The 23453-nt window shown below is 68.5% G+C and carries 27 protein-coding genes; 16 read left to right on the plus strand and 11 right to left on the minus strand.

The window, feature by feature from the left end; translation table 11 throughout:
- Positions 1-94: 94 nt before the first annotated feature.
- The 7 genes from Q0P60_RS05435 (at position 95) to rnfB (ending at position 7442) form a co-directional block, all read left to right on the plus strand.
- Positions 95-2035 carry a DUF885 family protein gene (locus tag Q0P60_RS05435; protein WP_294989372.1) on the plus strand — a complete coding sequence of 647 codons (1941 nt, stop codon included), beginning with the start codon at positions 95-97 and terminating at the stop codon, positions 2033-2035.
- Between the two features lie 17 nt (positions 2036-2052).
- Complete coding sequence (locus tag Q0P60_RS05440) at positions 2053-3123, plus strand: serine hydrolase domain-containing protein (protein WP_294989375.1); 1071 nt, start codon at positions 2053-2055, stop codon at positions 3121-3123.
- The gene (locus Q0P60_RS05445) at positions 3120-3524 is read left to right on the plus strand and encodes a VOC family protein (RefSeq protein WP_294989378.1); all 405 of its coding nucleotides are present in this window, start codon (positions 3120-3122) and stop codon (positions 3522-3524) included. Before Q0P60_RS05440 ends, Q0P60_RS05445 begins: the two co-directional genes overlap by 4 nt.
- Before the next feature lie 149 nt (positions 3525-3673).
- Positions 3674-4117, plus strand: a complete 444-nt coding sequence (locus tag Q0P60_RS05450; protein WP_006462411.1) for a DUF2147 domain-containing protein — start codon at positions 3674-3676, stop codon at positions 4115-4117.
- 102 nt (positions 4118-4219) lie between these two features.
- Positions 4220-6295, plus strand: coding sequence for a methionine--tRNA ligase (metG, locus tag Q0P60_RS05455; RefSeq protein ID WP_294989384.1), 2076 nt, complete (start codon positions 4220-4222; stop codon positions 6293-6295).
- Between the two features lie 78 nt (positions 6296-6373).
- The gene (locus tag Q0P60_RS05460; RefSeq protein WP_294989387.1) at positions 6374-6964 is read left to right on the plus strand and encodes an HAD family hydrolase; all 591 of its coding nucleotides are present in this window, start codon (positions 6374-6376) and stop codon (positions 6962-6964) included.
- 25 nt (positions 6965-6989) lie between these two features.
- Positions 6990-7442, plus strand: a complete 453-nt coding sequence (gene rnfB / locus Q0P60_RS05465; RefSeq protein ID WP_294989390.1) for an Rnf electron transport complex subunit RnfB — start codon at positions 6990-6992, stop codon at positions 7440-7442.
- A gap of 13 nt (positions 7443-7455) precedes the next feature.
- Here the strand turns inward: rnfB and Q0P60_RS05470 are convergent, their stop codons facing one another.
- Positions 7456-7803, minus strand: coding sequence for a RidA family protein (locus Q0P60_RS05470; protein WP_005418155.1), 348 nt, complete (start codon positions 7801-7803; stop codon positions 7456-7458).
- A 192-nt stretch (positions 7804-7995) separates the two neighbouring features.
- On the opposite strand from Q0P60_RS05470, the gene mprF reads away from it, so the two are divergent.
- Positions 7996-10560, plus strand: coding sequence for a bifunctional lysylphosphatidylglycerol flippase/synthetase MprF (gene mprF / locus Q0P60_RS05475; protein ID WP_294989397.1), 2565 nt, complete (start codon positions 7996-7998; stop codon positions 10558-10560).
- Positions 10561-10772: 212 nt separating this feature from the next.
- On the opposite strand, the gene Q0P60_RS05480 is transcribed toward mprF, so the two are convergent.
- The 4 genes from Q0P60_RS05480 to Q0P60_RS05495 form a co-directional block, all read right to left on the minus strand.
- Entirely contained in the window at positions 10773-12119 is a 1347-nt protein-coding gene (locus Q0P60_RS05480) for an AcvB/VirJ family lysyl-phosphatidylglycerol hydrolase (protein WP_294989400.1), read from the minus strand.
- 78 nt (positions 12120-12197) lie between these two features.
- Positions 12198-12815 (minus strand): DUF998 domain-containing protein, encoded by a 618-nt coding sequence (locus tag Q0P60_RS05485; RefSeq protein WP_294989403.1) that lies wholly within the window; start codon positions 12813-12815, stop codon positions 12198-12200.
- The gene (locus tag Q0P60_RS05490; RefSeq protein WP_294989921.1) at positions 12812-12991 is read right to left on the minus strand and encodes an oxidoreductase-like domain-containing protein; all 180 of its coding nucleotides are present in this window, start codon (positions 12989-12991) and stop codon (positions 12812-12814) included. Before Q0P60_RS05490 ends, Q0P60_RS05485 begins: the two co-directional genes overlap by 4 nt.
- A gap of 43 nt (positions 12992-13034) precedes the next feature.
- The gene (locus tag Q0P60_RS05495) at positions 13035-13637 is read right to left on the minus strand and encodes a hypothetical protein (RefSeq protein ID WP_294989406.1); all 603 of its coding nucleotides are present in this window, start codon (positions 13635-13637) and stop codon (positions 13035-13037) included.
- A gap of 229 nt (positions 13638-13866) precedes the next feature.
- On the opposite strand from Q0P60_RS05495, the gene Q0P60_RS05500 reads away from it, so the two are divergent.
- Positions 13867-15018 carry a transglutaminase domain-containing protein gene (locus tag Q0P60_RS05500; RefSeq protein WP_294989408.1) on the plus strand — a complete coding sequence of 384 codons (1152 nt, stop codon included), beginning with the start codon at positions 13867-13869 and terminating at the stop codon, positions 15016-15018.
- 6 nt (positions 15019-15024) lie between these two features.
- Here the strand turns inward: Q0P60_RS05500 and Q0P60_RS05505 are convergent, their stop codons facing one another.
- The gene (locus Q0P60_RS05505; RefSeq protein ID WP_294989411.1) at positions 15025-15360 is read right to left on the minus strand and encodes a zinc ribbon domain-containing protein YjdM; all 336 of its coding nucleotides are present in this window, start codon (positions 15358-15360) and stop codon (positions 15025-15027) included.
- A gap of 182 nt (positions 15361-15542) precedes the next feature.
- Here Q0P60_RS05505 and Q0P60_RS05510 point away from each other — a divergent pair, with 182 nt between their 5' ends.
- The 3 genes from Q0P60_RS05510 to Q0P60_RS05520 all read left to right on the plus strand — a co-directional run bounded on the left by Q0P60_RS05510 (position 15543) and on the right by Q0P60_RS05520 (position 17620).
- Positions 15543-16904 carry an Hsp70 family protein gene (locus tag Q0P60_RS05510; protein WP_294989414.1) on the plus strand — a complete coding sequence of 454 codons (1362 nt, stop codon included), beginning with the start codon at positions 15543-15545 and terminating at the stop codon, positions 16902-16904.
- 228 nt (positions 16905-17132) lie between these two features.
- Positions 17133-17426 (plus strand): YkgJ family cysteine cluster protein, encoded by a 294-nt coding sequence (locus Q0P60_RS05515; RefSeq protein WP_294989924.1) that lies wholly within the window; start codon positions 17133-17135, stop codon positions 17424-17426.
- A gap of 11 nt (positions 17427-17437) precedes the next feature.
- Positions 17438-17620 carry a hypothetical protein gene (locus tag Q0P60_RS05520; RefSeq protein ID WP_005410566.1) on the plus strand — a complete coding sequence of 61 codons (183 nt, stop codon included), beginning with the start codon at positions 17438-17440 and terminating at the stop codon, positions 17618-17620.
- Between the two features lie 49 nt (positions 17621-17669).
- Here the strand turns inward: Q0P60_RS05520 and Q0P60_RS05525 are convergent, their stop codons facing one another.
- Genes Q0P60_RS05525 through Q0P60_RS05535 form a run of 3 tightly spaced genes read right to left on the minus strand, consistent with a single transcriptional unit; the run spans position 17670 to position 19670 of the window.
- The gene (locus Q0P60_RS05525) at positions 17670-18551 is read right to left on the minus strand and encodes a DUF4097 family beta strand repeat-containing protein (protein ID WP_294989418.1); all 882 of its coding nucleotides are present in this window, start codon (positions 18549-18551) and stop codon (positions 17670-17672) included.
- 10 nt (positions 18552-18561) lie between these two features.
- The gene (locus Q0P60_RS05530) at positions 18562-19095 is read right to left on the minus strand and encodes a hypothetical protein (protein WP_294989421.1); all 534 of its coding nucleotides are present in this window, start codon (positions 19093-19095) and stop codon (positions 18562-18564) included.
- The gene (locus tag Q0P60_RS05535) at positions 19092-19670 is read right to left on the minus strand and encodes an RNA polymerase sigma factor (protein WP_294989424.1); all 579 of its coding nucleotides are present in this window, start codon (positions 19668-19670) and stop codon (positions 19092-19094) included. Before Q0P60_RS05535 ends, Q0P60_RS05530 begins: the two co-directional genes overlap by 4 nt.
- A 126-nt stretch (positions 19671-19796) precedes the next feature.
- On the opposite strand from Q0P60_RS05535, the gene Q0P60_RS05540 reads away from it, so the two are divergent.
- Both Q0P60_RS05540 and Q0P60_RS05545 read left to right on the plus strand, forming a co-directional pair.
- On the plus strand, positions 19797-19976 hold the full coding sequence (locus Q0P60_RS05540; protein WP_110713099.1) for a hypothetical protein: 180 nt from the start codon (positions 19797-19799) through the stop codon (positions 19974-19976).
- Positions 19977-20012: 36 nt separating this feature from the next.
- The gene (locus Q0P60_RS05545) at positions 20013-20606 is read left to right on the plus strand and encodes a mechanosensitive ion channel family protein (RefSeq protein WP_080355517.1); all 594 of its coding nucleotides are present in this window, start codon (positions 20013-20015) and stop codon (positions 20604-20606) included.
- Positions 20607-21060: 454 nt separating this feature from the next.
- Here Q0P60_RS05545 and Q0P60_RS05550 read toward each other — a convergent pair whose 3' ends face one another.
- Positions 21061-21327 (minus strand): DksA/TraR family C4-type zinc finger protein, encoded by a 267-nt coding sequence (locus Q0P60_RS05550; protein ID WP_294989431.1) that lies wholly within the window; start codon positions 21325-21327, stop codon positions 21061-21063.
- Positions 21328-21498: 171 nt separating this feature from the next.
- A complete protein-coding gene (locus tag Q0P60_RS05555) occupies positions 21499-22056 on the minus strand; it encodes a DUF2058 domain-containing protein (RefSeq protein ID WP_294989434.1) in 558 nt (185 codons plus the stop codon).
- A gap of 62 nt (positions 22057-22118) precedes the next feature.
- Here Q0P60_RS05555 and Q0P60_RS05560 point away from each other — a divergent pair, with 62 nt between their 5' ends.
- Together Q0P60_RS05560 and Q0P60_RS05565 are read left to right on the plus strand one after the other, a co-directional pair.
- On the plus strand, positions 22119-22619 hold the full coding sequence (locus Q0P60_RS05560) for a M48 family metallopeptidase (protein ID WP_294989436.1): 501 nt from the start codon (positions 22119-22121) through the stop codon (positions 22617-22619).
- Positions 22620-22666: 47 nt separating this feature from the next.
- Positions 22667-23365 (plus strand): RNA pseudouridine synthase, encoded by a 699-nt coding sequence (locus Q0P60_RS05565; protein ID WP_294989439.1) that lies wholly within the window; start codon positions 22667-22669, stop codon positions 23363-23365.
- Positions 23366-23453 lie beyond the last annotated feature (88 nt).

The following is a 23453-nucleotide window of genomic DNA, read 5'->3' on the forward strand; positions in this document are numbered from 1 at the left end:
AGCCCCAGCGACGGCAAGCTGACTGCGCCTTCACGCTGGCCGTACGCGGCCGGATCGTGCAAGCTCCACGGTCTGTGTTCCACGGAAGCTCCTGATGCCGCATCCCACCCGCGTCCTGGCCGCCGCCATCGCCGCGTTGTTCCTGTTCAGCGCCGTTCCGTCGGCCGAAGCAGCGAAAAAGAAGGCCAGCCGCCCTGCCGCCGCGCAGACCCGCCAGGCTGCCAAGCCCAAAGCCAAGCCCGCCCGCGCCAGCGCGCCGGCCCGTGGCAGTTCGGCGCGCCGCGCCGCGCCGCGCCCGGTCGCAGCGGCCCGTGCCGTGCCCAAGCAGGTGCAGCTGGAGCGCCTGTATGACGAATACTGGGATGCCTCGATGCGGTTGAACCCGCTGCAGGCCACCTTCCAGGGCGAACCACGCTACAACGACCAGCTGCCCAACATCCTGTCCGCGGCCTGGCGCCAGCAGTCGCACGACTTCACCACCGAATGGCTGGGCAAGGTCGAGAAACTCGGCAGTGACGGCCTGCAGGGCCAGGATCTGCTCAGCTACGAGATCTTCGTGCGCGATGCACGCGCATCGCTGGCCGCCGAGCGCTATCCGAGCTGGATGATGCCGATCAGCCAGTACTACAACGTCGGCAGCATCATGGCCATCCTCGGCTCCGGTGCCGGCGCGCAACCGTTCAACACGGTGCAGGACTACGACACCTGGTCGCGTCGCTCGCTCGGTATTCCCGAGCTGTTCGACCAGGCCATCGACAACATGCGCCAGGGCATGAAGGCCGGCGTGGTGCAGCCGCGCGACCTGATGGAGAAAGTGCTGCCGCAGCTGGATGCGGTGATCAAGCCGAGCGCGGAAGAGAGCATCTTCTGGTCGCCGATCCGCACCATGCCAGCCACCATCGCGGCCGAGGACAAGGCGCGCATCAGCGCCGAGTACAAGCGCATGATCGAGCTGCGCATCATGCCCGCCTACCGCGCCCTGCGCGGCTTCATCGCCACCGAGTACCTGCCCGCCACCCGCGCCAGCAGTGGCCTTGGAGCGTTGCCTGATGGCCAGGCCTGGTATGCCAACCTGATCGTGCAGACCACCGCCAGCGACCAGACCGCAGCGCAGCTGCATGCGCTGGGCGAACAGCGCGTGCAGGAGTTGCAGGCGCAGATCGCCACGGTGATGAAGGACGCCAGGCTGCGGGGCACGCAGACCAAGCTGCTGCGCAGCATGCGCAACGACCGCCAGTTCCAGTACGGCGACGCCACCGCGCTGATCAGCCGTTACCGCCAGGTGCAGCAGCAGGTCAACGCACGCCTGCCGCAGGTGCTGGACACCCTGCCCAGGTCAACGCTGGAAGTGCGCGCGGTGGAACCGGAGCGGGCACTGACCGCGGCGGCGGCGGCCTACCAGCCGTCGCCGGCCGGGCAGCCGGGCGTGCTCTATGTGAACACCCGTGACCTGCCCAGCCGCAAGCGCTGGAACGTACCGGTGCAATACCTGCACGAAGCGATTCCCGGACACCACGTGCAGCTCGGCCTGCAGCAGGAACTGGCCAAGCTGCCACGCTTCCGCCGTCTGGGCGGCGACCTCGCCTTCGTCGAAGGCTGGGGTCTGTACGCCGAAACCCTGGGCGAGGAGCTGGGCATCTACACCGATCCCTACGACCGCATCGGCTACCTGTACTCGCGCCTGCTGCGCGCCGCCCGCGTGGTGGCCGATACCGGCGTGAACGCGCAGGGCTGGAGCAAGCAGCAGGCCGTTGCCTACCTGCAGAAGACCGTGGACATGAGCAGCGAAGACGCCAACGCCGAAGTCGAGCGGATCATGGCCCAGCCCGGCCAGGCGCTGTCCAACGTGGCCGGCCTGACCACCATCGTCGCCCTGCGCGACAAGGCCAGGGCACGCCAGGGTGCGGCATTCGACCTGCGTCGTTTCCACGCCGAACTGCTGAAGGACGGCTCGATGCCGCTGGATGTGCTGGATCGAAAGATGGAACGCTGGATGGCCCAGCCGCCCAGCACCGCCCCCGCCCCTTCGCCCTGACCTCCAGCGGAGCCACCATGCGCCCTGCCGCCGTCCTGTTCGCCGCCGTGCTGGGCCTGCTGCCGCTGGCCAGCTCCGCCGCACCGGTGCTGACCCCGCCGGATGCGGGCATCGATGGCCTGATGCAGGCATACGATGGACAGGTGCCCGGCGCCGCCGTGCTGGTGCTGCATGATGGGCAGCCGGTGTTCCGCCGTGGCTACGGCCTGGCGGTGGTGGAAGACGGCACCGCGGTCACCGCGGCCAGCAACTTCCGGCTGGCCTCGGTCAGCAAGCAGTTCACCGCGGCGGCCATACTGCTGCTGGTGCAAGACGGCCGCCTCGGCCTGGACCAGCCGGCCCGGCGCTGGCTGCCGGAACTGCCGCCGGCCGCAGCAGGCATCACCCTCCGGCAGCTGCTGTCGCATACCAGCGGCCTGCTCGACTATGAAGAGCTGATGGATCCGGCCGACACCCGCCAGGTCCACGATGCCGATGTGCTGGCCCTGCTGTCGCGCCAGCCGCGCCTGAACTTCGCCGCCGGGACGCAGTACCGCTACAGCAACAGCGGCTATGCGCTGCTGGCGCTGATCGTCAGCCGTGCCTCCGGCCAGGCGTTCGCGGAGTTCCTGCAGCAGCGCATCTTCGGCCCGCTCGGCATGGCCCACACCGTGGCCCACCAGGACGGTGTCGATATCGTCGCCGAACGCGCCTATGGCTACAGCTGGATCGACGGCCACTGGCAGCGCACCGACCAGAGCACCACCAGCGCCGTGCTTGGCGATGGCGGCATCTACTCCTCGCTGGACGACCTCGCGCGCTGGGATGCGGCGCTGTACGACGATCGCCTGCTGACCCAGGCCTCGCGCCGCGCGATGTTCAGCCCGGCGACAACCACGCCCGAAGCGGACGTGCCGCACTACGGCTTCGGCTGGCGCCTGAACGGCCCGGTGCAGTGGCACAGCGGCGAGAGCATCGGCTTCCGCAACGTGATCGTCCGCCATCCGGAACAGCGCTTGACCGTGATCGTGCTGAGTAACCGCAACGACCCCGAACCCTATCCGCTGGCGCGGGCGATCGCCCAGCGCTGGCTGGACAGCCTGCAATGACCGACGTCGCCTCCCCCCTGCTGGGCCTCCACCACGCTGCGCTGATCTGCAGCGACTACGCCCGCTCCAGGGACTTCTACGTGCGCGTGCTGGGCCTGCGCGTGCTGGCCGAGAACCATCGCAGCGCGCGCGACTCGTGGAAACTGGACCTGGCACTGCCCGACGGCAGCCAACTGGAACTGTTCTCCTTCCCCGCGCCGCCGCCCCGTCCCAGCCGCCCCGAGGCCCAGGGCCTGCGCCACCTCGCGTTCCGGGTTGCCCGGCTGGAACCGTTCATCCAGCACCTGGCCAGCCAGGGCGTGGACTGCGAGCCGATCCGGGTGGACGAATACACCGGCCGCCGCTTCACCTTCTTCGCTGACCCGGATGGCCTCCCGCTGGAGCTGTACGAAGCCGGTTGAGCGCGATGGGGTCAGATCCCTTTTCCTCTGGAAAAGGGATCTGACCCCGGTCATCCCAATCCGGCCAACCCCCTTCCCCATACCCCGCCGAATGGGTATACAGTCGGCGTATACCGGCACCGTGCCGGAATGAACCCTGGGAGGGGACCATGCGCAAGACCTTCAAGACCCTGCTGCTGGCGCTGCCGCTGTGCCTGGCCGCACTTTCGGCGCAGGCCGCCGACGGCGCCGCCGGACGCTGGAAGACCATCGACGACAAGACCGGCAAGGTGAAGTCGATCGTCGAGATCACCCAGGCCGCCAACGGCACGCTGACCGGCAAGGTGGTCGACATCCTGCACTCGGACAAGGGTCCCAATCCGGTCTGCGACGGCTGTGAAGGCGCCAACAAGAACAAGCCGGTGAAGGGCATGACCATTCTCTGGAACCTGAAGGCCGACGGCGCCAACAAGTGGTCCGGCGGCACCATCCTCGACCCGGCCAACGGCAAGACCTACAAGTCGAAGATGGAGCTGCAGCCCGGCGGCACCAAGCTGGACGTGTCCGGCTGCATCGCCTTCATCTGCCGCGCACAGACCTGGCAGCGCGAATAAGCGCCCCGGCCCCCGCTTCATCCCCGTGACCCGGCTTCGGCCGGGTCACCTCGTTGCGGGCATGCGATACTCTGCGGTTCCCCTCGGCTTCACCCCGCGACCATGACCCGTACCGCGCTCGTCACCACCGCCCTGCCCTACGCCAACGGCCCGCTGCACCTGGGCCACCTGGTCGGCTACATCCAGGCCGACATCTGGGTGCGTGCGCGGCGAATGAGCGGCGGCAAGGCCTGGTTCGTCTGCGCCGACGACACCCATGGCACGCCGATCATGCTGGCCGCGGAAAAGGCCGGGGTCACCCCGGAAACCTTCATCGCCAACATCCAGGCCAGCCACGAACGTGACTTCGCCGCCTTCGGCGTGGCCTTCGACCACTACGACTCGACCAACTCGGCAGCCAACCAGGCGCTGACCGAGCAGTTCTACCTGAAGCTGGAAGCGAACGGCCACATCAGCCGCCGCTCGGTGGCACAGTTCTATGACCCGGCCAAGGGCATGTTCCTGCCCGACCGCTACGTCAAGGGCATCTGCCCGAACTGCGGCAGCCCCGACCAGTACGGCGACAACTGCGAAGTCTGTGGCGCCACCTATGCGCCGACCGACCTGAAGGACCCGCGCTCGGTCATTTCCGGTGCCACGCCGGAAATGCGCGATTCGGAGCACTTCTTCTTCGAGGTCGGCCATTTCGACGCCTTCCTGCGCGAATGGCTGGCCGGCGACGTGGCCCTGCCCGGCGTGAAGGCCAAGCTGGGTGAGTGGCTCAATGCCGACGGTGGCCTGCGCGCGTGGGACATCTCGCGCGATGCGCCCTATTTCGGCTTCCAGATTCCCGGCCAGCCGGGCAAGTACTTCTACGTCTGGCTGGACGCGCCGATCGGCTACCTGTCCAGTTTCCAGACTCTGTGCGGCAAGCTCGGCGAAGACTTCGAGGCGCATCTGCGCGCCGGCACCGCCACCGAGCTGCACCACTTCATCGGCAAGGACATCGTCAACTTCCACGGCCTGTTCTGGCCGGCCGTGCTGCACGGCACCGGTCACCGCGCGCCGACCCGCCTGCACGTCAACGGCTACCTGACCGTGGACGGTGCCAAGATGAGCAAGTCGCGCGGCACCTTCGTGATGGCACGCACCTTCCTCGACGCCGGCCTGGAGCCGGAAGCGCTGCGCTATTACTACGCCGCCAAGTCCGGCGGCGGCGTCGACGATCTCGACCTCAACCTGGGCGACTTCATCGCCCGCGTCAACGCCGACCTGGTCGGCAAGTTCGTCAACCTGGCCAGCCGCTGCGCCGGCTTCATCAGCAAGCGCTTCGACGGCCAGCTGGCCGCGCAGTTGCCCGATGCAGCGCAGTACCAGCGCTTCGTCGATGGCCTGGCGCCGATCCGCGAGGCCTACGAGCGCAACGATCCGGCGGCGGCGATCCGCCTGACCATGACCCTGGCCGACGAAGCCAACCGCTACATCGACGACGTCAAGCCGTGGGTCATCGCCAAGCAGGAGGGCCAGGACGCGCAGCTGCAGGCCGTATGCAGCCAGGGCCTGAACCTGTTCCGCGTGCTGGTCACCGCGCTGAAGCCGGTGCTGCCGGCCACCGCCGTGCAGGCCGAGGCCTTCCTCGCTGCGCCGGTGAGCGACTGGACCGACCTGGTGCAGCCCCTGCTGGACCATCGCATCACCGAGTACACCCCGCTGTTCACCCGTATCGACCCGAAGAAGATTGACGCCATGATCGACGCCTCCAAGGACACCCTGCAGCCGGCCGCCGCTGCCGCCCCCGCCGCCAAGGTTGAAGCCGCCAAGCCGGTCGCCCCGGCCAAGGACGAAGCCAACAGCGCCGCCGCTCCGGCCTATATCGGCATCGACGATTTCGCCAAGCTCGACCTGCGCATCGGCAAGGTGCTGGCATGCGAGTTCGTGGAAGGCTCGGACAAGCTGCTGCGCTTTGAACTGGACGCCGGCGAGCTGGGCACGCGCCAGATCTTCTCCGGCATCCGCGGCAGCTACGGCGAGCCGGAAGCGCTGGTCGGCCGCAGCGTGGTGTTCATCGCCAACCTGGCGCCGCGCAAGATGCGCTTCGGCCTGAGCGAAGGCATGATCCTGTCGGCCGGTTTCGACGGTGGCGCGCTGGCGCTGCTGGACGCCGACAGTGGTGCACAGCCGGGCATGCCGGTCCGCTGATGCCCGCAAGCGGGCGTGGCCCCGGCCGCGCCCGCTGCCAGCACCGGCCACGGCAGCAATCGCGAGGGAGACGACGGAATGGAACTGGCGCTGTTCGACTTCGACCACACCGTGACCACCTGCGATACCTATGGCCGGTTCCTGCGCCGCGTGGCCACCGCCGAGCAGTTGGCGCAGGCCTGGTGGAAAGTCGGCCCATGGCTGGCAGCGTACAAGCTGAAGCTGATCTCGGCCGAACGCATCCGCGCACGGGTGACCCGCCTGACCTTCAGCGACCGCCACAGTGACGACATCGCCACCCTGGCCGACGGTTTCTCGCGTGAGTTCCTGCCCGACGTGGTGCGCCCGGAAATGCTGGAGCAGATCCGCTGGCACAAGCAGCAGCAGCACACCGTGGTGATCGTGTCCGGCTCACTGGACCTGTACCTCAGACCGTGGTGCGAACAGCTGGGACTGCAGCTGATCTGCAACCGGCTGGAAAGCCAGGACGGTCGCCTGACCGGCCGCTATGCGGGCGGTGACTGCGGTCCGCGCAAGGTCGAGCACATCCGCCGCCAGTTCGATCTGTCGCGCTACGTGCGCATCCATGCCTACGGTGACAGTTCCGAGGACCGGCCGATGCTGGCGCTGGCGCACGAGCGCTGGTTCCGCGGCAAACCGATGAAATGACCCTGACGCGCAGCCTTCGCCACGCATGAGCCTGATCCCACCCCTGACCGAACGCCTCGACCGCCTGCTGCCGCAGACCCAATGCGGGCAATGCGGCTATGACGGCTGCCGCCCGTACGCGCAGGCCATGGCGCGTGGCGAAGTGGGGGTCGAGCGCTGCCCGCCGGGGGGCGATGCCGGCGCCCGCGCACTGGCGCAGGTGCTGGGTGTCGCTGCGGTTCCGTTCGATCGCGCGCGCGGCGAACACAAGCCGCCGCAGGTCGCATTGATCGTGGAGGCCGACTGCATCGGATGCACCAAGTGCATCCAGGCCTGTCCGGTGGATGCCATCGTCGGCGGCGCCAAGTACATGCACACGGTGATTGCCGATCTGTGCACCGGCTGCGAGCTGTGCATCCCGCCCTGCCCGGTGGACTGCATCGAGCTGCTGCCGGCACAGCCGGGGTCAGATCCCTTTTCCTCTGGAAACGCGATCTGACCCCGTCAAGGGATTACGGCACGGCGGCCGTCACCACGATCTCGACCTTCCATTCGGCATGCGCCAGCTTGGCCTCGAAGGTCGCGCGGGCCGGGGTCGCACCTTCGACGACCCATTCGTCCCATGCCTTGTTCATGCCATCGAAATCAGCGATGTCGGCCAGGAACACTTCCGCGCGCAGCACGTGCTGGCGATCACTGGCCACCAGGGCCAACAGCTTGTCGATTTCCGCCAGCACCTGCCGGGTCTGCCCGGTGATGTCCTGACTGGTGTCTTCCGGAATCTGGCCGGAGAGATAGGCGACCTTGTTGTACACGGTCATTTCGGACATGCGCGGTCCGACGTCGTAACGCTCCATCATGGGCGTGGCTCCTGCGGGTGATCAGGCCTGCATTGTCCCCCAAAGCGGTCAACGGTGGGTGCACGGGCCGGCTTCGTGCAGCGTCACTACCGGGCTCCGACACGCATGCTGGTCAAATGCCGACGACAGGCGCACGATGCGCCACGCCCGCGTTGACACCGCCCTAGCCCTTCCTGACGCACCCTTGCGCCGATGACCCCAGCCACCGACCCCGCCACCGCTTCCTCCACCCCGGCATGGAAGCGGGTCCTCACCATCGTCATTCCGCTGCTGATCCTTGCCCTGGCCCTGCATGGCCTGGCCAGCGAGTTTGATGAGCATGGCTACCGCGCCATCCGCCAGGCCTTCCGCCAGCTCAGCGGCACGCAGATCGCGCTGACCGTGGTGCTCGGCCTGGCCAGCTACGCCTGCCTGATCGGCTTTGACGCTATCGGCCTACGCCGCAGTGGCATCCGCGTGCATCCGGCGCGCATCGGCATCACCGCCTTCCTTGCCCATACACTCGGCCAGACCGTGGGCTTTGCCGCCCTGACCGGCGGCGCGGTGCGTCTGCGTGGTTACCGCAGCGCCGGCCTGGACCTGGCGCAGATCGGCCAGGTGGTGCTCATGAGCACGCTCGGTTTCGTGTTCGGTGCCTGGCTGCTGATCAGCGTGGCGCTGTGCATGGAACCGGCGGCGGCGGCGCTGGCGCTGCCGCTGGATCCGGACGCCGTGCGCATGGTCGGCATCGCCGCCCTGCTCGCCTATCTGGCGACCGTGCTGGTGGTCGGCCGCGAAGGACGGCAGTTCAGCGTGTTCGGGCATGCATTGTGGCTGCCCGACCGCCGCACCATGATCGGCGTCACCGTGCTCAGCGTGGTCGAGCTGGTGCTGGCCAGTGCCGCCTTCTACGTGCTGCTGCCCGACTCCACACCGACCGGCCTGCCCGGCTTCGTCGGCCTGTACCTGGTCGCGGTGCTGGCCGGGCTGGTCTCGACAGTGCCGGCAGGCCTGGGTGTATTCGAGTGGAGCCTGCTGAAGCTGCTGCCGCAGGTCGCGCCCGCGGCGGTACTGGCGGCGGCACTGATCTACCGTGTGACCTACTACGTACTGCCGCTGCTGCTGGCCACCCTGCTCGCGCTTGCGCCCGCACTGCGGCAGCCGCTGCAGGCCAGTGCCGGGGCGACCCGCGCCGGCTGGAACGCGCTGCGCCCCTGGCTGCCGCAGATCATCGCGCTGGCGGTGTTCAGCATCGGTGCCGCACTGGTCATCGATGGCACGCTGCCCACGCCGCGCCGCCATCTGGTCAACGCCTCGCTGCCGATCCTGGAAACCTCGCACCTGATCGGCAGCCTCAGCGGCGTCGCGCTGCTGCTGATCGGCCAGGGCCTGGCCCGGCGCAGCCATGCCGCGTGGATGCTGGCGATGGCGGTATGCGTGGTCACCCCGCTGCCGTTGTGGCTGCGCGGTGGCCAGCCGCTGATCGCGGTCTCGGCACTGCTGGTGGCCATGGCACTGTGGGCCGCACGCCGCGAGTTCTACCGCCAGGGCGCACTGCTGGACGAGGCCTGGTCCTGGCCGTGGCTGCGCAACCTCGGCCTGGTGCTGGTCGCGGTCACCTGGCTGTTGTTCTTCACCTACAGCCACGTCGAGTACCAGAACGAACTGTGGTGGCAGTTCGCGCTGTCCGGCAACGCACCGCGCGCGCTTCGTGCACTGCTGGTGGTGGCCATCGCGCTGGTGATGTTCGGCCTGGCGCGACTGCTGCACAGCACGCGCAGTCCGCTGCCGCCCGCCGACGAACCGACCCTGCAATCCCTGGCACCGGTCCTCGCCGGTGCCACCGACACCCAGGCCTGCCTGGTGCTGACCGCCGACAAGGCGGTGCTGCGCGATGATGCAAAGCAGGGCTTCGTGATGATGCAGCGCTATGGCGGGTCATTGATTGCGATGGGCGATCCGGTCGGGCCGCCGGAGGTCGCACGTGCATTGATCTGGCGCTTCCGCGAGGAAGCCGACCGGCTCGGCCTGCGCCCGGTGTTCTACCAGGTCGGCGAGACCTACTGGCAGACCTATCTCGACCTCGGCCTGGGGCTGGTCAAGCTGGGGGAAGAGGCGATGGTGCCGCTGCATGATTTCGGCCTGGAGGGCCGCGAGCGCGCCGACCTGCGCCAGGCCTGGAACCGCGGCAAGCGCAGCGGCCTGACGTTCCGCGTCGCGCCGGTGGAGGAAATTCCCAGCCTGCTGCCACGCCTGCATGCGATTTCCAATGCCTGGCTGGAAGACAAGGCCGGTGATGAGAAGGGCTTCTCGCTCGGCAGCTACGACCCGGACTACCTGGCCCGCTTCCCGGTGGCGCTGGTCGAGGCCGAAGGCCAGATCGTGGCATTCGCCAACCTCTGGCAGGCGCCGGCCGGGGCCGAGCTGTCGGTGGACCTGATGCGCCACGTCAACGAGGCACCGAAGGGCACGATGGACTTCCTGTTCATCGAGCTGTTCCTGTGGGGCCGTGCGCAGGGCTATGCGCGATTCTCGCTGGGCATGGCGCCCCTCTCCGGGCTGGCCCAGCACCGTCTGGCCGGCCGCTGGAACCGCTTGGCCGGTCTGCTGGCGCGTCACGGCGAACGCTTCTATGGGTTCAGTGGGCTACGCCGCTTCAAGTCCAAGTTCGACCCGCAGTGGCGGCCACGCTACCTGGCGGCGCCCGGTGGCATGCATCTGCCGGCGGCGCTGCTGGATGCCACGCGCCTGATCTCGCTGGACCCGCGCCGCAACTGAGCCACTGTGCGGGGTGCCCGGCAGGTGGCGAGCCGGGTCGGCACGCTCATCCCGCACCGCCCGGTGCTGTCGACCTACCTGCGCCGACCAAGGTCGGCATCTACCCATGACCGGCGTGCGTCACCAGCGCGCTGCATCGCCTGGTAGGTGTCGACCTTGGTCGACACGCCCCACCTGCGCCGACCAAGGTCGGCGGCTACCCATGACCAGCGCTATGCGCCGCCCTTCAGGATCACTTCGGCCAGGCGGTCGTAGTCACCATTGAAGTGATGGTCACCCGGCAGCTTCACCTTCTGCACGCCGTCGTTGGCCGGCAGGCCGGGGCACAGTGCGTCGTCGTCGTCCTGGCCGTACACGCACAGGGTCTTGCCGGCCGGCAGCTTTGCCACTTCCGGTGCGATCGGCAGGCCGTCACCGCCACCGCCCAGCCAGTTGCTGACGTGGAATTCGAAGTCGGCCTTCTTGCCCACCGACAGCAGCACGATACGGTCGAGCGCCGCGCGGGTATCGGCATCGAGCTGGTTGATGGTGGCCGGCAGTACATCGGCGCCCTGCGAGAAGCCGATCAGCATCACCTTGTCGCGCCGCCACTGCTGGCGGTAGTGATCGATGATCTTCTGCAGGTCGGCAGCAAAGCCCTTCGGCGTGCGCTCGCTCCAGAAATAGCGCAGCGAATCGATGCCGACCACGGCCACGCCATGCTCGTTCAACGACGACGCCACGTCCTTGTCCAGGCCGGCCCAACCACCATCGCCGGAAACAAACACCGCCAGCGTGTCGCCGTTGCCGGTCGCAGGCTCCTCCACCACCGGCAGGCCCTTCAGCGCGGCCGGCGGTGGCGCCAGGCTGACGCCGGCCTGTGCACCGATCACCCGCGCCGCCGCGACCAGGCCCGGCGAGGCGTCACCGCGCGCGGTGCGCTTGAACTCGCGCGCCATCGCCACCTGCTGCACGAACTGGCTGGCCTCGCCCACCTTGCAGCCATGGTCACCGGCTGCGCTCAACCATGGGAAGTTCAGTTCGGCAGGCTGCAGCCTGTTGCGCTTCACACCATCGCCGCAGACCATGCGCTGGTGGCTGTGGTCCGGGCAGAAGCCGGTGGTCAGCAGCCCGGCAAACACCTGCGTGTCGGCCTGTGCCGCGAGCGAATAGGCCATCTCGGCACCTTCGCCATCACCGCCCACCAGGGGCAGGTGATAGCCCGGCAGATGCAGCGACGCCTGCAACCAGCGCGAGAAATTCTCGACATCGCCGGAACCGAACGAACAGGTCGGGTCACCCTCGCGCTTGAGCACCCCGCGCAGGTGCGCGATGTCCACGGCAGCGACCATCGCGCCATCGGCGCGCAGGGCCTCGATCGGCAACCGGCTGGTATCGCCACCGGCGGTCGGTTCATGGAACCAGATCACCACCCGCTGCGGCGTGCCGGCCGGCATGTGCACCGGAATCTGTTCGAACCGCCCGTGGCTGAACTGCTGCACGGTGGCCGCTGCCGTTGCCGGCAGCGCGGCCAGCGCCAGTACCACACCCATTGCCCTGCCCAGCCCTGCACGCTTCATATCGCATCCCCGGTGGAATGCGCACACGATACGCCGCCGCCGCGTGCACGGCACGTACCGGTGCAGGCCGTTGGGGATTCAGTGGGCCGCGCTGCGGCGGCTGCGCCGGTACAGCGCCAGCGCCAGGTACAGCAGCCAGCCCACGATCACCACGATCACCCCCTTCTGCCCCAGTCCGCGCGGCGGCCCGGCACGCCACAGCACGTGCAGCCACAACAGCACGAAGGCCAGCCAGGCCCAGGCCCAGAGCAGGCCGGCAGCAGACTGCCAGCCCGGCTCGCGGCGCAGGTACCAGGCCTGCAGCAGCATGCCGACGCTGGCACACAGGAAGGCGGTGTTGGCCGCCAGCCCATGAATGAACGGTGCCAGCAGCGGCGTTGCTTCAGGCAGCCAGCTGTCGCCGATCGCGACCGTTGCCAGGCCCAGCGCGGAGACCGTGAACAGCAGCGGTGCCGCCGCACTGCGGCGCGGCCCGATGCTACCGCGGTACAGCGCGATGCCGAGCACGGCGATGGCCAGTGCCAGCAGGCAATAGGCGCCACGCAGCGCCAGCCCCCACGGTCCATGCAGGTAGAGGCTGAGCGTGGCGCGTACCCAGTCCAGGTCGGTGCGTGCGAACTGGGTCCACAGCGCGGTGGCCACGAACAGCAGCAATGCCGCCAGCGCCAGCAGCGCTGCAGGACGCGCGCGGCTCAAGGCGCCGCCTCCGGGTGCCGCGCCTGCCACTCGGCCAGCGCCTTGCGGTAGCGCTGCAGCTCGTCGGCATACAGGTCAAGCACGCACAGCGGGCAGCCACTGCCACAGCACTCGTTGGGACCGGGCTCTTCCGGCGGCAGCGGACGGGGATCGGGATCAGGAACGGACACGGTCAGAAGCGACAATCGGTGGAGACAGCCCCCAGTGTACCGGGCCGGCTCAGCGGCCCAGCTGCCGACGCAGGTTGTCGCGGGCGGCAGCATCCAGGCGCTGGTGGAAGAACCCGCTGAGGAAGATCCGCGGCGCGCGCAGCAGGCCCTGCAGGAAACGGCGCCGGCCGGCACGGTACAGGAAGCCCGGCACCACGCCCTGGTACTCCTCGGCCACGCCACGGTCATAGGCCGCGAATACCGGTTCCGGCGCTGCAAGGATCGCCATGTCACAGTCCAGGAACAACGCGGCTTCGGCATCGACATCATCCGGTCCCAGCTCGCCATGGCGGGCGGTCAACAGGATCAGCTGCTCGACCCGGGCCGCATCCACCGCAGCCAGTTCCGGCGCCTGCGCGATCGCCTGCAGGGCCAGCGCCGCCGAGCGCGCCTCGTTGTCCTTGCGCCCGGCCTGGTAGACCGCATCGTGGTACAGCACGGCCAGGTAGACCTCCGCCGGCTGCTGCCAGCCGGGGCCATCAGCCACCTCCTGGCAGTGCTGCAGCACCGCGCGCACATGGCCGAAGTGGTGGTAGGCCCGTGGCGGCGTTGCATAGCTGTCCTGCAGCGCCTGCCACTGCGCCGGAGCAAGCGTCAGCGGTGAGAAGTCCATGCCCGGATCATCCTGCCTGCGCCGGCGCCGGGCAAGCTGGCAGTTTTTTCACCACGCGCTCACACCGCTTGCCAGGCGAGGCGTCGGCACGGTTGTCCACAGCTTTGCCGAGCGCTGGTCCACACCGGTTGTGGATGAACGGCGGCGCCGACCAACGGTCGCTGCATCGGCACATCCACGGGTCTACACTCGCCACAGGCGGGAGCGCCCGCCGCTGCCGGGAACCGTCATGCGCCGTCCTGCCGCCCGCCTTCTCGTCCTGACCCTGGCCCTGTCGTTGGCACTGCCTGCCATTGCACAGGCGCACGCGGGCGATGCTGCCGTACCGGTCGCCGGCGATGCCGCCACCTCGGGCATCCCGACGCCGGAACAGGTGCTGGCGATTCCTGCCGGCATGCGCGCGATGCTGCAGAAGCAGGTGATCGAGCGCAGCTCATCGCGCGAGCAGCGGTTGCAGGCCCTGGTGGAGATGATCTTCGACCGCCATGGCCTGGATCTGCAGTACGACGCCAATGCGACCTACACCGTCGAGCAGGTCTGGCAGCAACGCCGCGCCAACTGCCTGGCCTTCACCCTGATGTTCGTGGCGCTGGCACGTGAAGCCGGCATCCAGGCCCGCGTGCAGGAAGTCGGCCAGGTGGTGTCGTGGTACCAGGACCAGGACAACGGCGTGGTCTACAGCGTCGGCCACGTCAATGCCGGTGTGGAGATCTCCGGGCGCTACGCCACGGTCGATCTCGATCGCAACGTGCTCTACGACCGGCACGGCCCGCAACCGGTCAACCGCGCGCGCGCGCTGGCCCACTTCTACAACAACCGCGGTGCGGAGCGGATGGCCGAAGGCGATCTGCCCGGCGCCCGTGCGTTCTTCGATGCCTCGGTGGCGCAGGATCGCGCCTTTTCCTCGGTCTGGAACAATCTCGGCGTGCTCGACAGCCGCGAGGGTGACATCGATGCCGCCAAGCGGGCGCTGGACCGGGCGTTGCAGCTGGATGGACGCCAGGATGCCGCGCTGACCAATGCCAGCGCGCTGTACCGGCGCCTGGGGCTGGATGCGCAGGCCAATGCGCTGGACCGGCGACTGCAGTCGGTGCAACGCGAGGATCCGTTCGCGCAGTACATGCTGGGCACCCAGGCCGAGCGGGCGGGCCGGCTGCAGGACGCGATCCGCTACTACCGGCAGGCGGTGCGCCTGTACGACAGCGCGCACCAGTTCCACTTCGGGCTGGCGCGGGTGTACTTCCTGGCGGGGCAACTCAAGCGCGCCGACCGTGAACTGACCCGCGCGCAGCTGCTGGGCGGGGCACCGGAACAGGCGCGCTACCAGGCCAAGCTGGACAGCCTGGCCCGCTGGCGCGCGCAGCAGCAGGCCAGGCGTTGACGCCGGTCAGGCCTTCTTGAGGAAGCAGGTCTTCAGGACCAGGCCCTTGATCTTGTCCGAGTTGCCTTCGATGTGCTCGGCATCATCCTCGACCAGGCGGATGTTGCGGATCACCGTGCCCTGCTTGAGCGGGATCGAGGAGCCCTTCACCTTCAGGTCCTTGATCACGGTAACCGTGTCGCCGGCCTGCAGGGTGTTGCCGTTGCTGTCACGCACGACCAGGGCCGCGCCGGCGCCGTCGCCGGCGGTCCATTCGAAGCCGCAGTCGGCGCAGATCCACAGCGCGCCATCGGCATAGGTGTTTTCCAGGGTGCACTGCGGGCAGGCGGGAACAGAAGACATCGGCAAGTACCTCAAAGTGAATCAACAGCCGCCATTGTAACCGCCCGGCGCCGGCGCCCCTTTGCCCGGGAGCGCGCAGCGTCGTCACCATGGCCCGATCGGCAACGGCAACGGGCGGGAACTTGCAGTCGGCCGCGAACTGCAGCAGAGTGCGCGGCCCCTGATCGCCCCCGGAACTCCCCATGCGCCTCGGCATCGACTTCGGTACCAGCAACTCCGCCGCCGCCATCGTGCATGAGGGGACGCTGCTGCCGATCCGCTTCGGCGACGCCGAGCAGTTCCGTACCAGCGTGTACTTCCCCGGCGTGGTGCCCGACCCGGATGACTTCCAGCTCGACGATGGCCAGGAACACCAGCTGCAGCAGATGATCGACAGTGCTGCGCGTGCGGCCCGTGCCGCCGGCCAGGAACGCACACCGCAGGCGCTGCGCCGCGAAGCGCTGCGCGCGCTGCGCCGCGAATGGATGGAAGCCCGGGCCGGCAAGGAACGCAGCGCCAGTGACCTGCTGCAGAACGCGATCTACGGCGACGCCGCGCTGGAAGCCTATTTCGAGGAACACGAAGGCAACCTCGTGCAGAGCCCGAAGTCGATGCTGGGCTACAACCTGCACCCGCGCGCGAAGCAGACCATCACCGGCATCGCCGCGCACATCCTCGAACACATCCGGCTGACGGCCAGCGCCCAGCTCGGCCGGCCGCTGCGTGCCGCCCTGCTCGGCCGCCCGGTGCAGTTCCGCAGCTCGATCGGCGCGGCCGGCAACGACCAGGCGCTGGACATCCTGCGCGAAGCGGCCACCCAGGCCGGTTTCGACCAGATCGATTTCCTCGAGGAACCCGCGGCGGCGGCCATGCATTACCACGCCGAAAGCCGCGAGCGGCACCAGGCCGTGATCGTCGACATCGGCGGCGGCACCACCGACATCGCCCATGCCGAGGTCGGCGGCGAAGCGGCCCCGCGCATCCACCGCGCCTGGGGTATCGCCCGCGGCGGTACCGACATCGACCTGGCCCTGAGCCTGTCCAGCTACATGCCGCTGTTCGGCCGCGGCATCACCCGCGTGCCCGCCCACCATTACGTGGAAGCGGCCACCGTGCAGGACATGACCCGCCAGCGCGACTTCCGCCAGCACAAGTACGACCACGTCGACGATCCGTGGGGCGCGCGCCTGCAGGCCCTGCAGGACACCGGCAACACCGCGCGCCTGTACCGCGACGTCGAGCGCGCCAAGATCGCGCTCAGCGCGGCCAGCGAGCATCGCAGCACGCTGGACTACATCGCCCGCGACCTGCATGCCGACAGCAGCGCTGACGGCCTGGCCGCCGCCGCCCACGGCTATCTGGAGCAGATCCGTGAACTGCTGGCCCAGGTCCGCAGCGACATCGGCGGCGACCCGGATGCGGTGTTCCTGACCGGCGGCATGTCCCGCGCCGGCTACCTGCGCCAGGCCGTGGCGGAGGCCTTCCCGGGCGCCCGCATGGTCCACGGCGAGCCCTCGCTGGGCGTGGTCCAGGGCCTGGCACTGGCGGCGGCCAGCCGGGATTAACAAAACGTTACGCGGTCTAAGTTACTCTTGGTCGGCTAGAACCCTGCTGCACCTTCCACCGGCCGCGCCGGTGTGTGTCCGCCGTGTAGCCTGGCCCGCCCTGCGGGCCTAGCGGCCATGCCTTCTGGCTCGTTCATGGTCCGCGTACCACCCGAGCCGCCATCGAGACCCGCTTTGGGCACCCGCCAGGCCCCTGAGGCCTTACAACCTGACGCAGCACCTGCACCCATCGACTGCCGCCGTTGTGACGCGGTCTGTTGCCGGCTGCCCGTGCTGCTGCAGCCCGGCGACCACGTGCCTGGCCAGTTCCTGTCACGCGACGCCCACGGCCGTGCCGTGATGGCGCGCAACGAGGAAGGCTGGTGCGCGGCGATCGATCCCTATCACCTGCGCTGCACGATCTACCCGCAGCGCCCGGCGATCTGCCGCCAGTTTTCGATGGGCGGCGATGACTGCCGCCGCGAGCGGCAGGACTACCTGCGCCAGGCCGATGCCTGGGCGCTTTCCTCCCCTTCCACCTGACAGGAGCAACCATGCCCCGCAAGGCAAAGACCCCCGCGAAGGCCAGCAACAGCATCCGCAGCGAACGCAAGGGCGCGGCCGCCAGCACCGTGGTCAGCAGTGATTCGATCGCTTCGGACCTGGCTGCGTTCCGCAAGGCCGGTGGCAAGATCGAAGTCCTCGGCACCACCTGGGCGCTGAAGAAAGCCAGCTGACCCAGTACCGACCGCGGCGGCGCTGCCGCCGCGGCCTGCCGGAGCGCGTTCAGCGGTCCAGGCGAACCTGCACACTGCCCGAATGCGACTGGATGCGGATGTCACCATCACCGCCGCCCAGCCGCGTGTCCAGGTGGCTGCCCGGCCCATAGCGTGGCCGCTCCACCTGCCCGGCATCGCTGTTGATCGAACCGCTGAAGCTGTTCACCGACAGCTGTGCCGACACCGTGCGCGGCAGCCGCAGGCTGACCGAAGCACTTACCGACTCGACACTGATGCGGCCGCCGGGCGCCAACCCGCTCGCCGCCAGATCGATGCTGCCCGACACCGTCTCCACCGCCAGCCGCTGCACGCGGCCGGCATCGACATCAACGCGGCCGGACACCGTCTGGGCACCGATGTCGCCCGACACGCCGCCCCCGGCCTCGATGCGGCCACTGACCGTGTTCACGTCCAGCTTGGGCGTCTGCAGGCGCGCGCTGACATTGCCGCTGACGGTATTGAGCCGGCTGTCACCACTGCGTCCGGATGCGGACAGACTGCCGCTGACGGTATCAGCCTGCAAACGGCGCACATCAATGCCGCTGATGTCCTGGTTGGCACTGACCGTGCTCAACAGCAGTTCCACCGAGCGCGGCACGTTCAGTACCAGCGTGGCGCCACCGTTGTTGTTGCGGCGCGGATACTCGATTTCCCAGCGCACCCGGTTCGCGCTTTTTTCCTGGCGCAGTTGCAGGCCATCGCTGAGCGTGCCGGTGAGCTGCACATCGTTGCGGTCCCAGCCACGCACGGTCACCTTGCCGGCCACGTTGCTCAGCTCGATTCGTCCGCCTTCAGCCACGTTGTGGCGCTCGTCGATGCGCGTATCGGCCAGGGCCACGGCAGGCACCAGCAACAGCGCGGCGCAGCAGGTCATCAGGATTCGGGTCATTGGGGTCTCCTCAGGTCGTCAAGCCGGATTCGGCGGCATAGGCCGCCTGCCGGGTCAGTTCCAGCCGCAACGCGTAGGTGCGCTTGAGCTGGCCAAGCAGATGCGGCGCACGCGGGTCCTGCGCCAGCGCGGCACGGATCTGCGCTGCACTTGCATCCAGTTCGTGCAGGGCCGGCTGCCACTCCGGCGCCCGCCCATCGGGCAGCGAGGCCACGGCCTGCTGGTACTGCTCGGTCATCGCGGCCGCCTGCTGCTGCAGGGCCGACGGTGCCGGCGCCTGCGGCTGTGCGTGCCGCCACGGGGCCACCGCATACACCGCCAGGCTGGCAGCCAGCGCAGCCCCCACCGGCAGCCACCAGCGCCGCTGCGGACGCAGTGGCAGCGCCACCACGTTGTCGGCAGGCGCGGCAACAGCCTGCGGTTCACGCGCTGGCAAGCGCGCCGACAGGCGTGCCCAGCCATCGTCGGGCAGGCTGCGTTCGCTTGGCAGCGCGCGCAGCCGTGCCAGCAGTTCGGGGTCGGAATCGTGCTCGTGCGTACTCATGTCATGTCTCCCAGCCGTGCGCGCAACAGGCCGCGCGCACGATGCAACTGTGCCTTGGAACTACCGACAGCCATCTGCAGCTGTTCGGCGATTTCCTGGTGTTTCCAGCCTTCGATGTCGTGCAGTACCAGCACCGCACGCGCCCGTGGTGGCAGCGTCGACAGGGCGCGCTCGAGGTCGCGCTCGGTGCCGGCGCAGCGATCGTGCACCGCCAGTTCCTGCAGTCCGCCATCCACCTCGTCCAGGCTGTCGTGATCGTGGCCACCGCCACGCCCGCGCAGCTCCATCAGCGCGGCATTGACCCCCAGCCGATGCAGCCAGGTCGACAGGCTGCTCTCGAAACGAAACCCCGGCAGGGCCTTCCAGGCCTGCAGGAACGCTTCCTGCAACGCGTCTTCGGCACGCGCCTGCTGGCCGCCACACAGCCGCCAGAGCACGGCAAATACACGTGGCGCGTGGCGACGGTACAGCTGTTCATAGGCAGCGGTATCGCCAGCCGCCGCCGCCCGCACCAGCGCGGGTTCGTCGACAGTGTCGTTGGCGGCAGGCGGCGCGGGCATGGTGGTGTCGAGCATATCGCTTGGATGCGGCAGCCCGGAAAAAGGTTTAGAGCCGATCGACGATCAATCCCATGCAACCTTTTCGGCGGCCGCTGCATCCATGCAGGGTCCTTCGCGAAAACGCCGTCCGGGAGCCCCGTCATGTCCAGCCCATCCTGCGCCGCCCTGCTGGTGATCGCCGCCTGCGTCGTGCTGCAGGCCTTGGGCCTGTCGCTGCAGCTGCGTCCCGACAACGGCCGCGCCTGCCTGCAGCAGCATCGGCAGGAGCTGGTGTGCCTGGCCTGGACCCCGGCGGTCGAATCCCCCGCACGCGCCGGGTAACATCAGGGACCGTTCCCCCGCCTCCGTACCTGCCCCATGATGTTGTCGCTGAAGGATCACCTGCCGCCCTGGACCCACCCGTGGCTGCATGACGTGGGGATCGCCGTGAAGATCCTGCTGACCCTGCTGGCCGCGTGGCTGCTGCGGGTACTGGCGCGGCGGCTGATCCGCCGCTTCGCCGAGCACTACACGCTGCCGCCGGAGATGGCGATGGGCGCACGCCGGATCAGCAGCTTCGTGGTCTATTTCAGCGCGCTGCTGTACATCCTCAGCCTGCTGGGTGCGTCGCCGTCGGTGCTGTGGACTGCGTTCACCGGCTTCGCCGCGGTCGGCGCGGTGGCCTTTTTCGCAGCGTGGAGCGTGCTCTCCAACATCTTCTGCACGCTGCTGATCTTCACCACCCGCCCGTTCCGCCTGCACGACTACATCGAGGTGCTGGAGAACGGCGAGAAGCCGGGCCTGAAGGGCCGGGTGATCGACGTGAACCTGATCTACACCACCCTGCAGGAGACCGGCGACGGCCATGAGGGCACGGTGCTGCAGTTGCCGAACAACCTGTTCTTCCAGCGCACCGTGCGCCGCTGGCGCGACCCGGCGCAGGCGCCGGGCGGCATCCAGGGCGACGGCTGAGGGCTGTTCTCGGCAGGGCTGCGCCCTGCACCTGCCGAAGCAACGTCAACCGCCAGAGCAACAGCAAAAGTCGGCATTCCCTGGGTTTGCGGTGTGGATCCGGTTGAGGTGGGCGCTCGACAGTTTCCCGCGATCTGCCGGGACGGCACGGGGTCGGATCCCGTTGCTACGCAACGGGCTCTGACCCCAATTTGACTATCGATCTCTGACAGATTTCATCCACGCATGGCTTGGATCTACCCGATCGCGGAGAACTGTCAGAGGTGGGACGGTGTGGGTAGGCAGGACCGTTGGCGCCATGGATGGCGCCACCGAGCCCCCATGGAAGGGTTTACGGCGTGTCCTGCCTACCCACACCGTCCCGCCTACCTACAGAATGCCCGCTTTTGACGTTGAAGTTGCCTTGGCTTGAAGGCTTCGGCAGGTGCAGGCCGCAGCCCTGCAACAAGACCTTTTACCTCAACTGGCTGTCCTTGCTGCCGCGCCGGTTGTAGCCGCTGTGCGCCTGTTCTTCTTCGTCATGCGCCTGCTGGCACGCCACGCACAGGCGAACGCCGGGCACCGCCTGACGCCGCGCCAACGGAATCGGCGCGTCGCATTCCTCGCAATGTTCCAGACCGGGGCCCTGGCGCAGCTGGCGCCGCGCGCGGGCGATCGCATCGTCGACGGTGGCGTCGATCTGGTCCTGGACCGCGCCCTCTCCCGCCCAACCGGTGGCCATGGCCATGCTCCGCAGGTGTGTCGCCCGATATGGGGACGATACACCTGCACTGGAAGCGCTGAGCCCCCGGTCGGCCGGACCCCGTCCAGTAAATCTTCAGCAAGCTGAGCAGGCGGGCGGACGGAGCTGATCAGGCCGATTGCGGCTTAATCCCCTCCGTCCCCTTTTTGCTTACCAGACCAGGTCGTCGGGTACCTGGAACTGGGCGTAGTAGGCGTCGTCCTCGGCGTTGCCGGTGGAGATCTCGGCGGTCGAGCCCGGCTGGCCGTGGTCGACGATGATCGCCTCCGGGGCGCGTTCCCGCACCTTCTCGGCGGCGGCGCGCGGCAGCAGGGCGTAGCCCTCGCCATGGGCGACGATGACCAGCACGCCCACCGACAGCGCCTTGCGCAGCTTGGGATCGATCAGCAGGGTGCGGATCGCCGCGCCGTCGCTGAACCGGTACTCGTCGTCGCCCTTGTGGGGGACGGCATGCGCCGTGATGATCTGCTTCGCCTGGGCCTTCTGTTCCGCCTGGCGGGCCTGGGCGTTGCGCTCGGCCGCCAGCGCGCGATCGCGCTCGATCTTCTCGGCGCGGGCTCGTTCAGCCTCGCGCTGGACCTCGGCCGACGTCGATTCGGCCTTGCCCTGGCGGGCCTTGGCCTGCTCGCGCGCGGCGGCGCTGGCCTGCGACTTCTTGGCCAGGCCGGCCTTGAGCAATTGTTCCTGCAGCGCGTTGGGCTTTGCCATGGTCGATGCGTACCGCGTGTAATCTTGGATGCCCCATTCTACCGACGCCCCGCCGCCCCTGCATGGCAGTCCTGAAGTACCTCACCGGCTATCCCGAACCCCTGGTCGCCCAGGTCAGCGAACTGCTGGCGCAGGGCCGGCTCGGTCCCTGGCTGCAGCAGCGCTACCCCGACCTGCACGAAGTGCGCAGCGACCGCCAGCTGTACGACTACACGCAGGAACTGAAGGACCGCTACCTGCGCAAGTCGGTGCCGCTCAACAAGGTCTGCTACGACAACACGCTGGAAGTGATCAAGCACGCGCTGGGTACCCATACCGCCATTTCCCGCGTGCACGGCGGCCGTCTCAAGGCCAGTCGCGAGATCCGCATCGCCACCGTGTTCCGGCAGGCGCCGGCAGCGTTCCTGCGCATGATCGTGGTGCACGAGCTGGCCCATCTGAAAGAGACCGACCACAACAAGGCCTTCTACCAGTTGTGCCAGCACATGGAGCCGGAGTACCTGCAGCTGGAGTTCGATACCCGCCTGTACCTGACCGAACTGGCCAATCGCGGCCAGCGCTGACCGGCCGCAGCAGCTACACTGCGCGCCCCACGCCCGACCTGCCCGCCATGGAACCGATCCGTCTCGACAAACGCCTGTCCGCCCTGCTCGGCATCCCGCGCGGCGAAGCGCGTCGCTACATCGAGGGGGGCTGGGTCACGGTCAATGGCGAAGTGGTCGAACAGCCGCAGCGCCCGGTCGATGACAGCGCATCGATCGTGGTGGCCGAGCAGGCCAGCGACGACAAGGCCGAACGGGTCAGCATGCTGCTGCACAAGCCGGCCGGCGTTGCCGCCGAGACCCTGTGCGCGCTGGTCAGCAGTGACAGCCGCAGCGAGCTCGATGCCAGCGCCATCCGCCCGCTGCAACGCCATTTCCATGGGCTGCAGCTGGCCGCTGCACTGCCGGCCAGCGACAGTGGCCTGGTGGTGGTCAGCCAGGATCCGGCCACGCTCGCCCACCTGCAGCGCAACCTGGGCCGCACCGAGCAGGAATACCTGATCGAAGTCGCCGAAGGCGGCCCCGAGCGCGGGCCCTGGCTGCTGGCGCGGTTGCAGCAGGAATCCGGCGGCGCCAAGGTCAGCTGGCAAAGCGAGCAGCGCCTGCGCTTCGCCGGCAAGGGCCTGACCGCCAAGGGCCTGCGCGTGGCGGTGAGCGCCGCCGGCCTGCAGGTCACGGCGGTGCGGCGCCTGCGTATTGGTCGCGTGGCGCTGGGACCGCTGCCGCCGGGGCAGTGGCGCTACCTGGGCAGCGACGAGCGGTTCTGAGCGCGGGGTCGGATCCCTTTGCGCAGCAAAGGGCTCTGACCCCGGTTTAAGCCGGCATCTACGCATCCACGCGTGGCGTGGATCTACT

Origin of the sequence: uncultured Stenotrophomonas sp., assembly GCF_945952405.1 — a bacterium.
Classification (GTDB): Bacteria; Pseudomonadota; Gammaproteobacteria; order Xanthomonadales; family Xanthomonadaceae; genus Stenotrophomonas.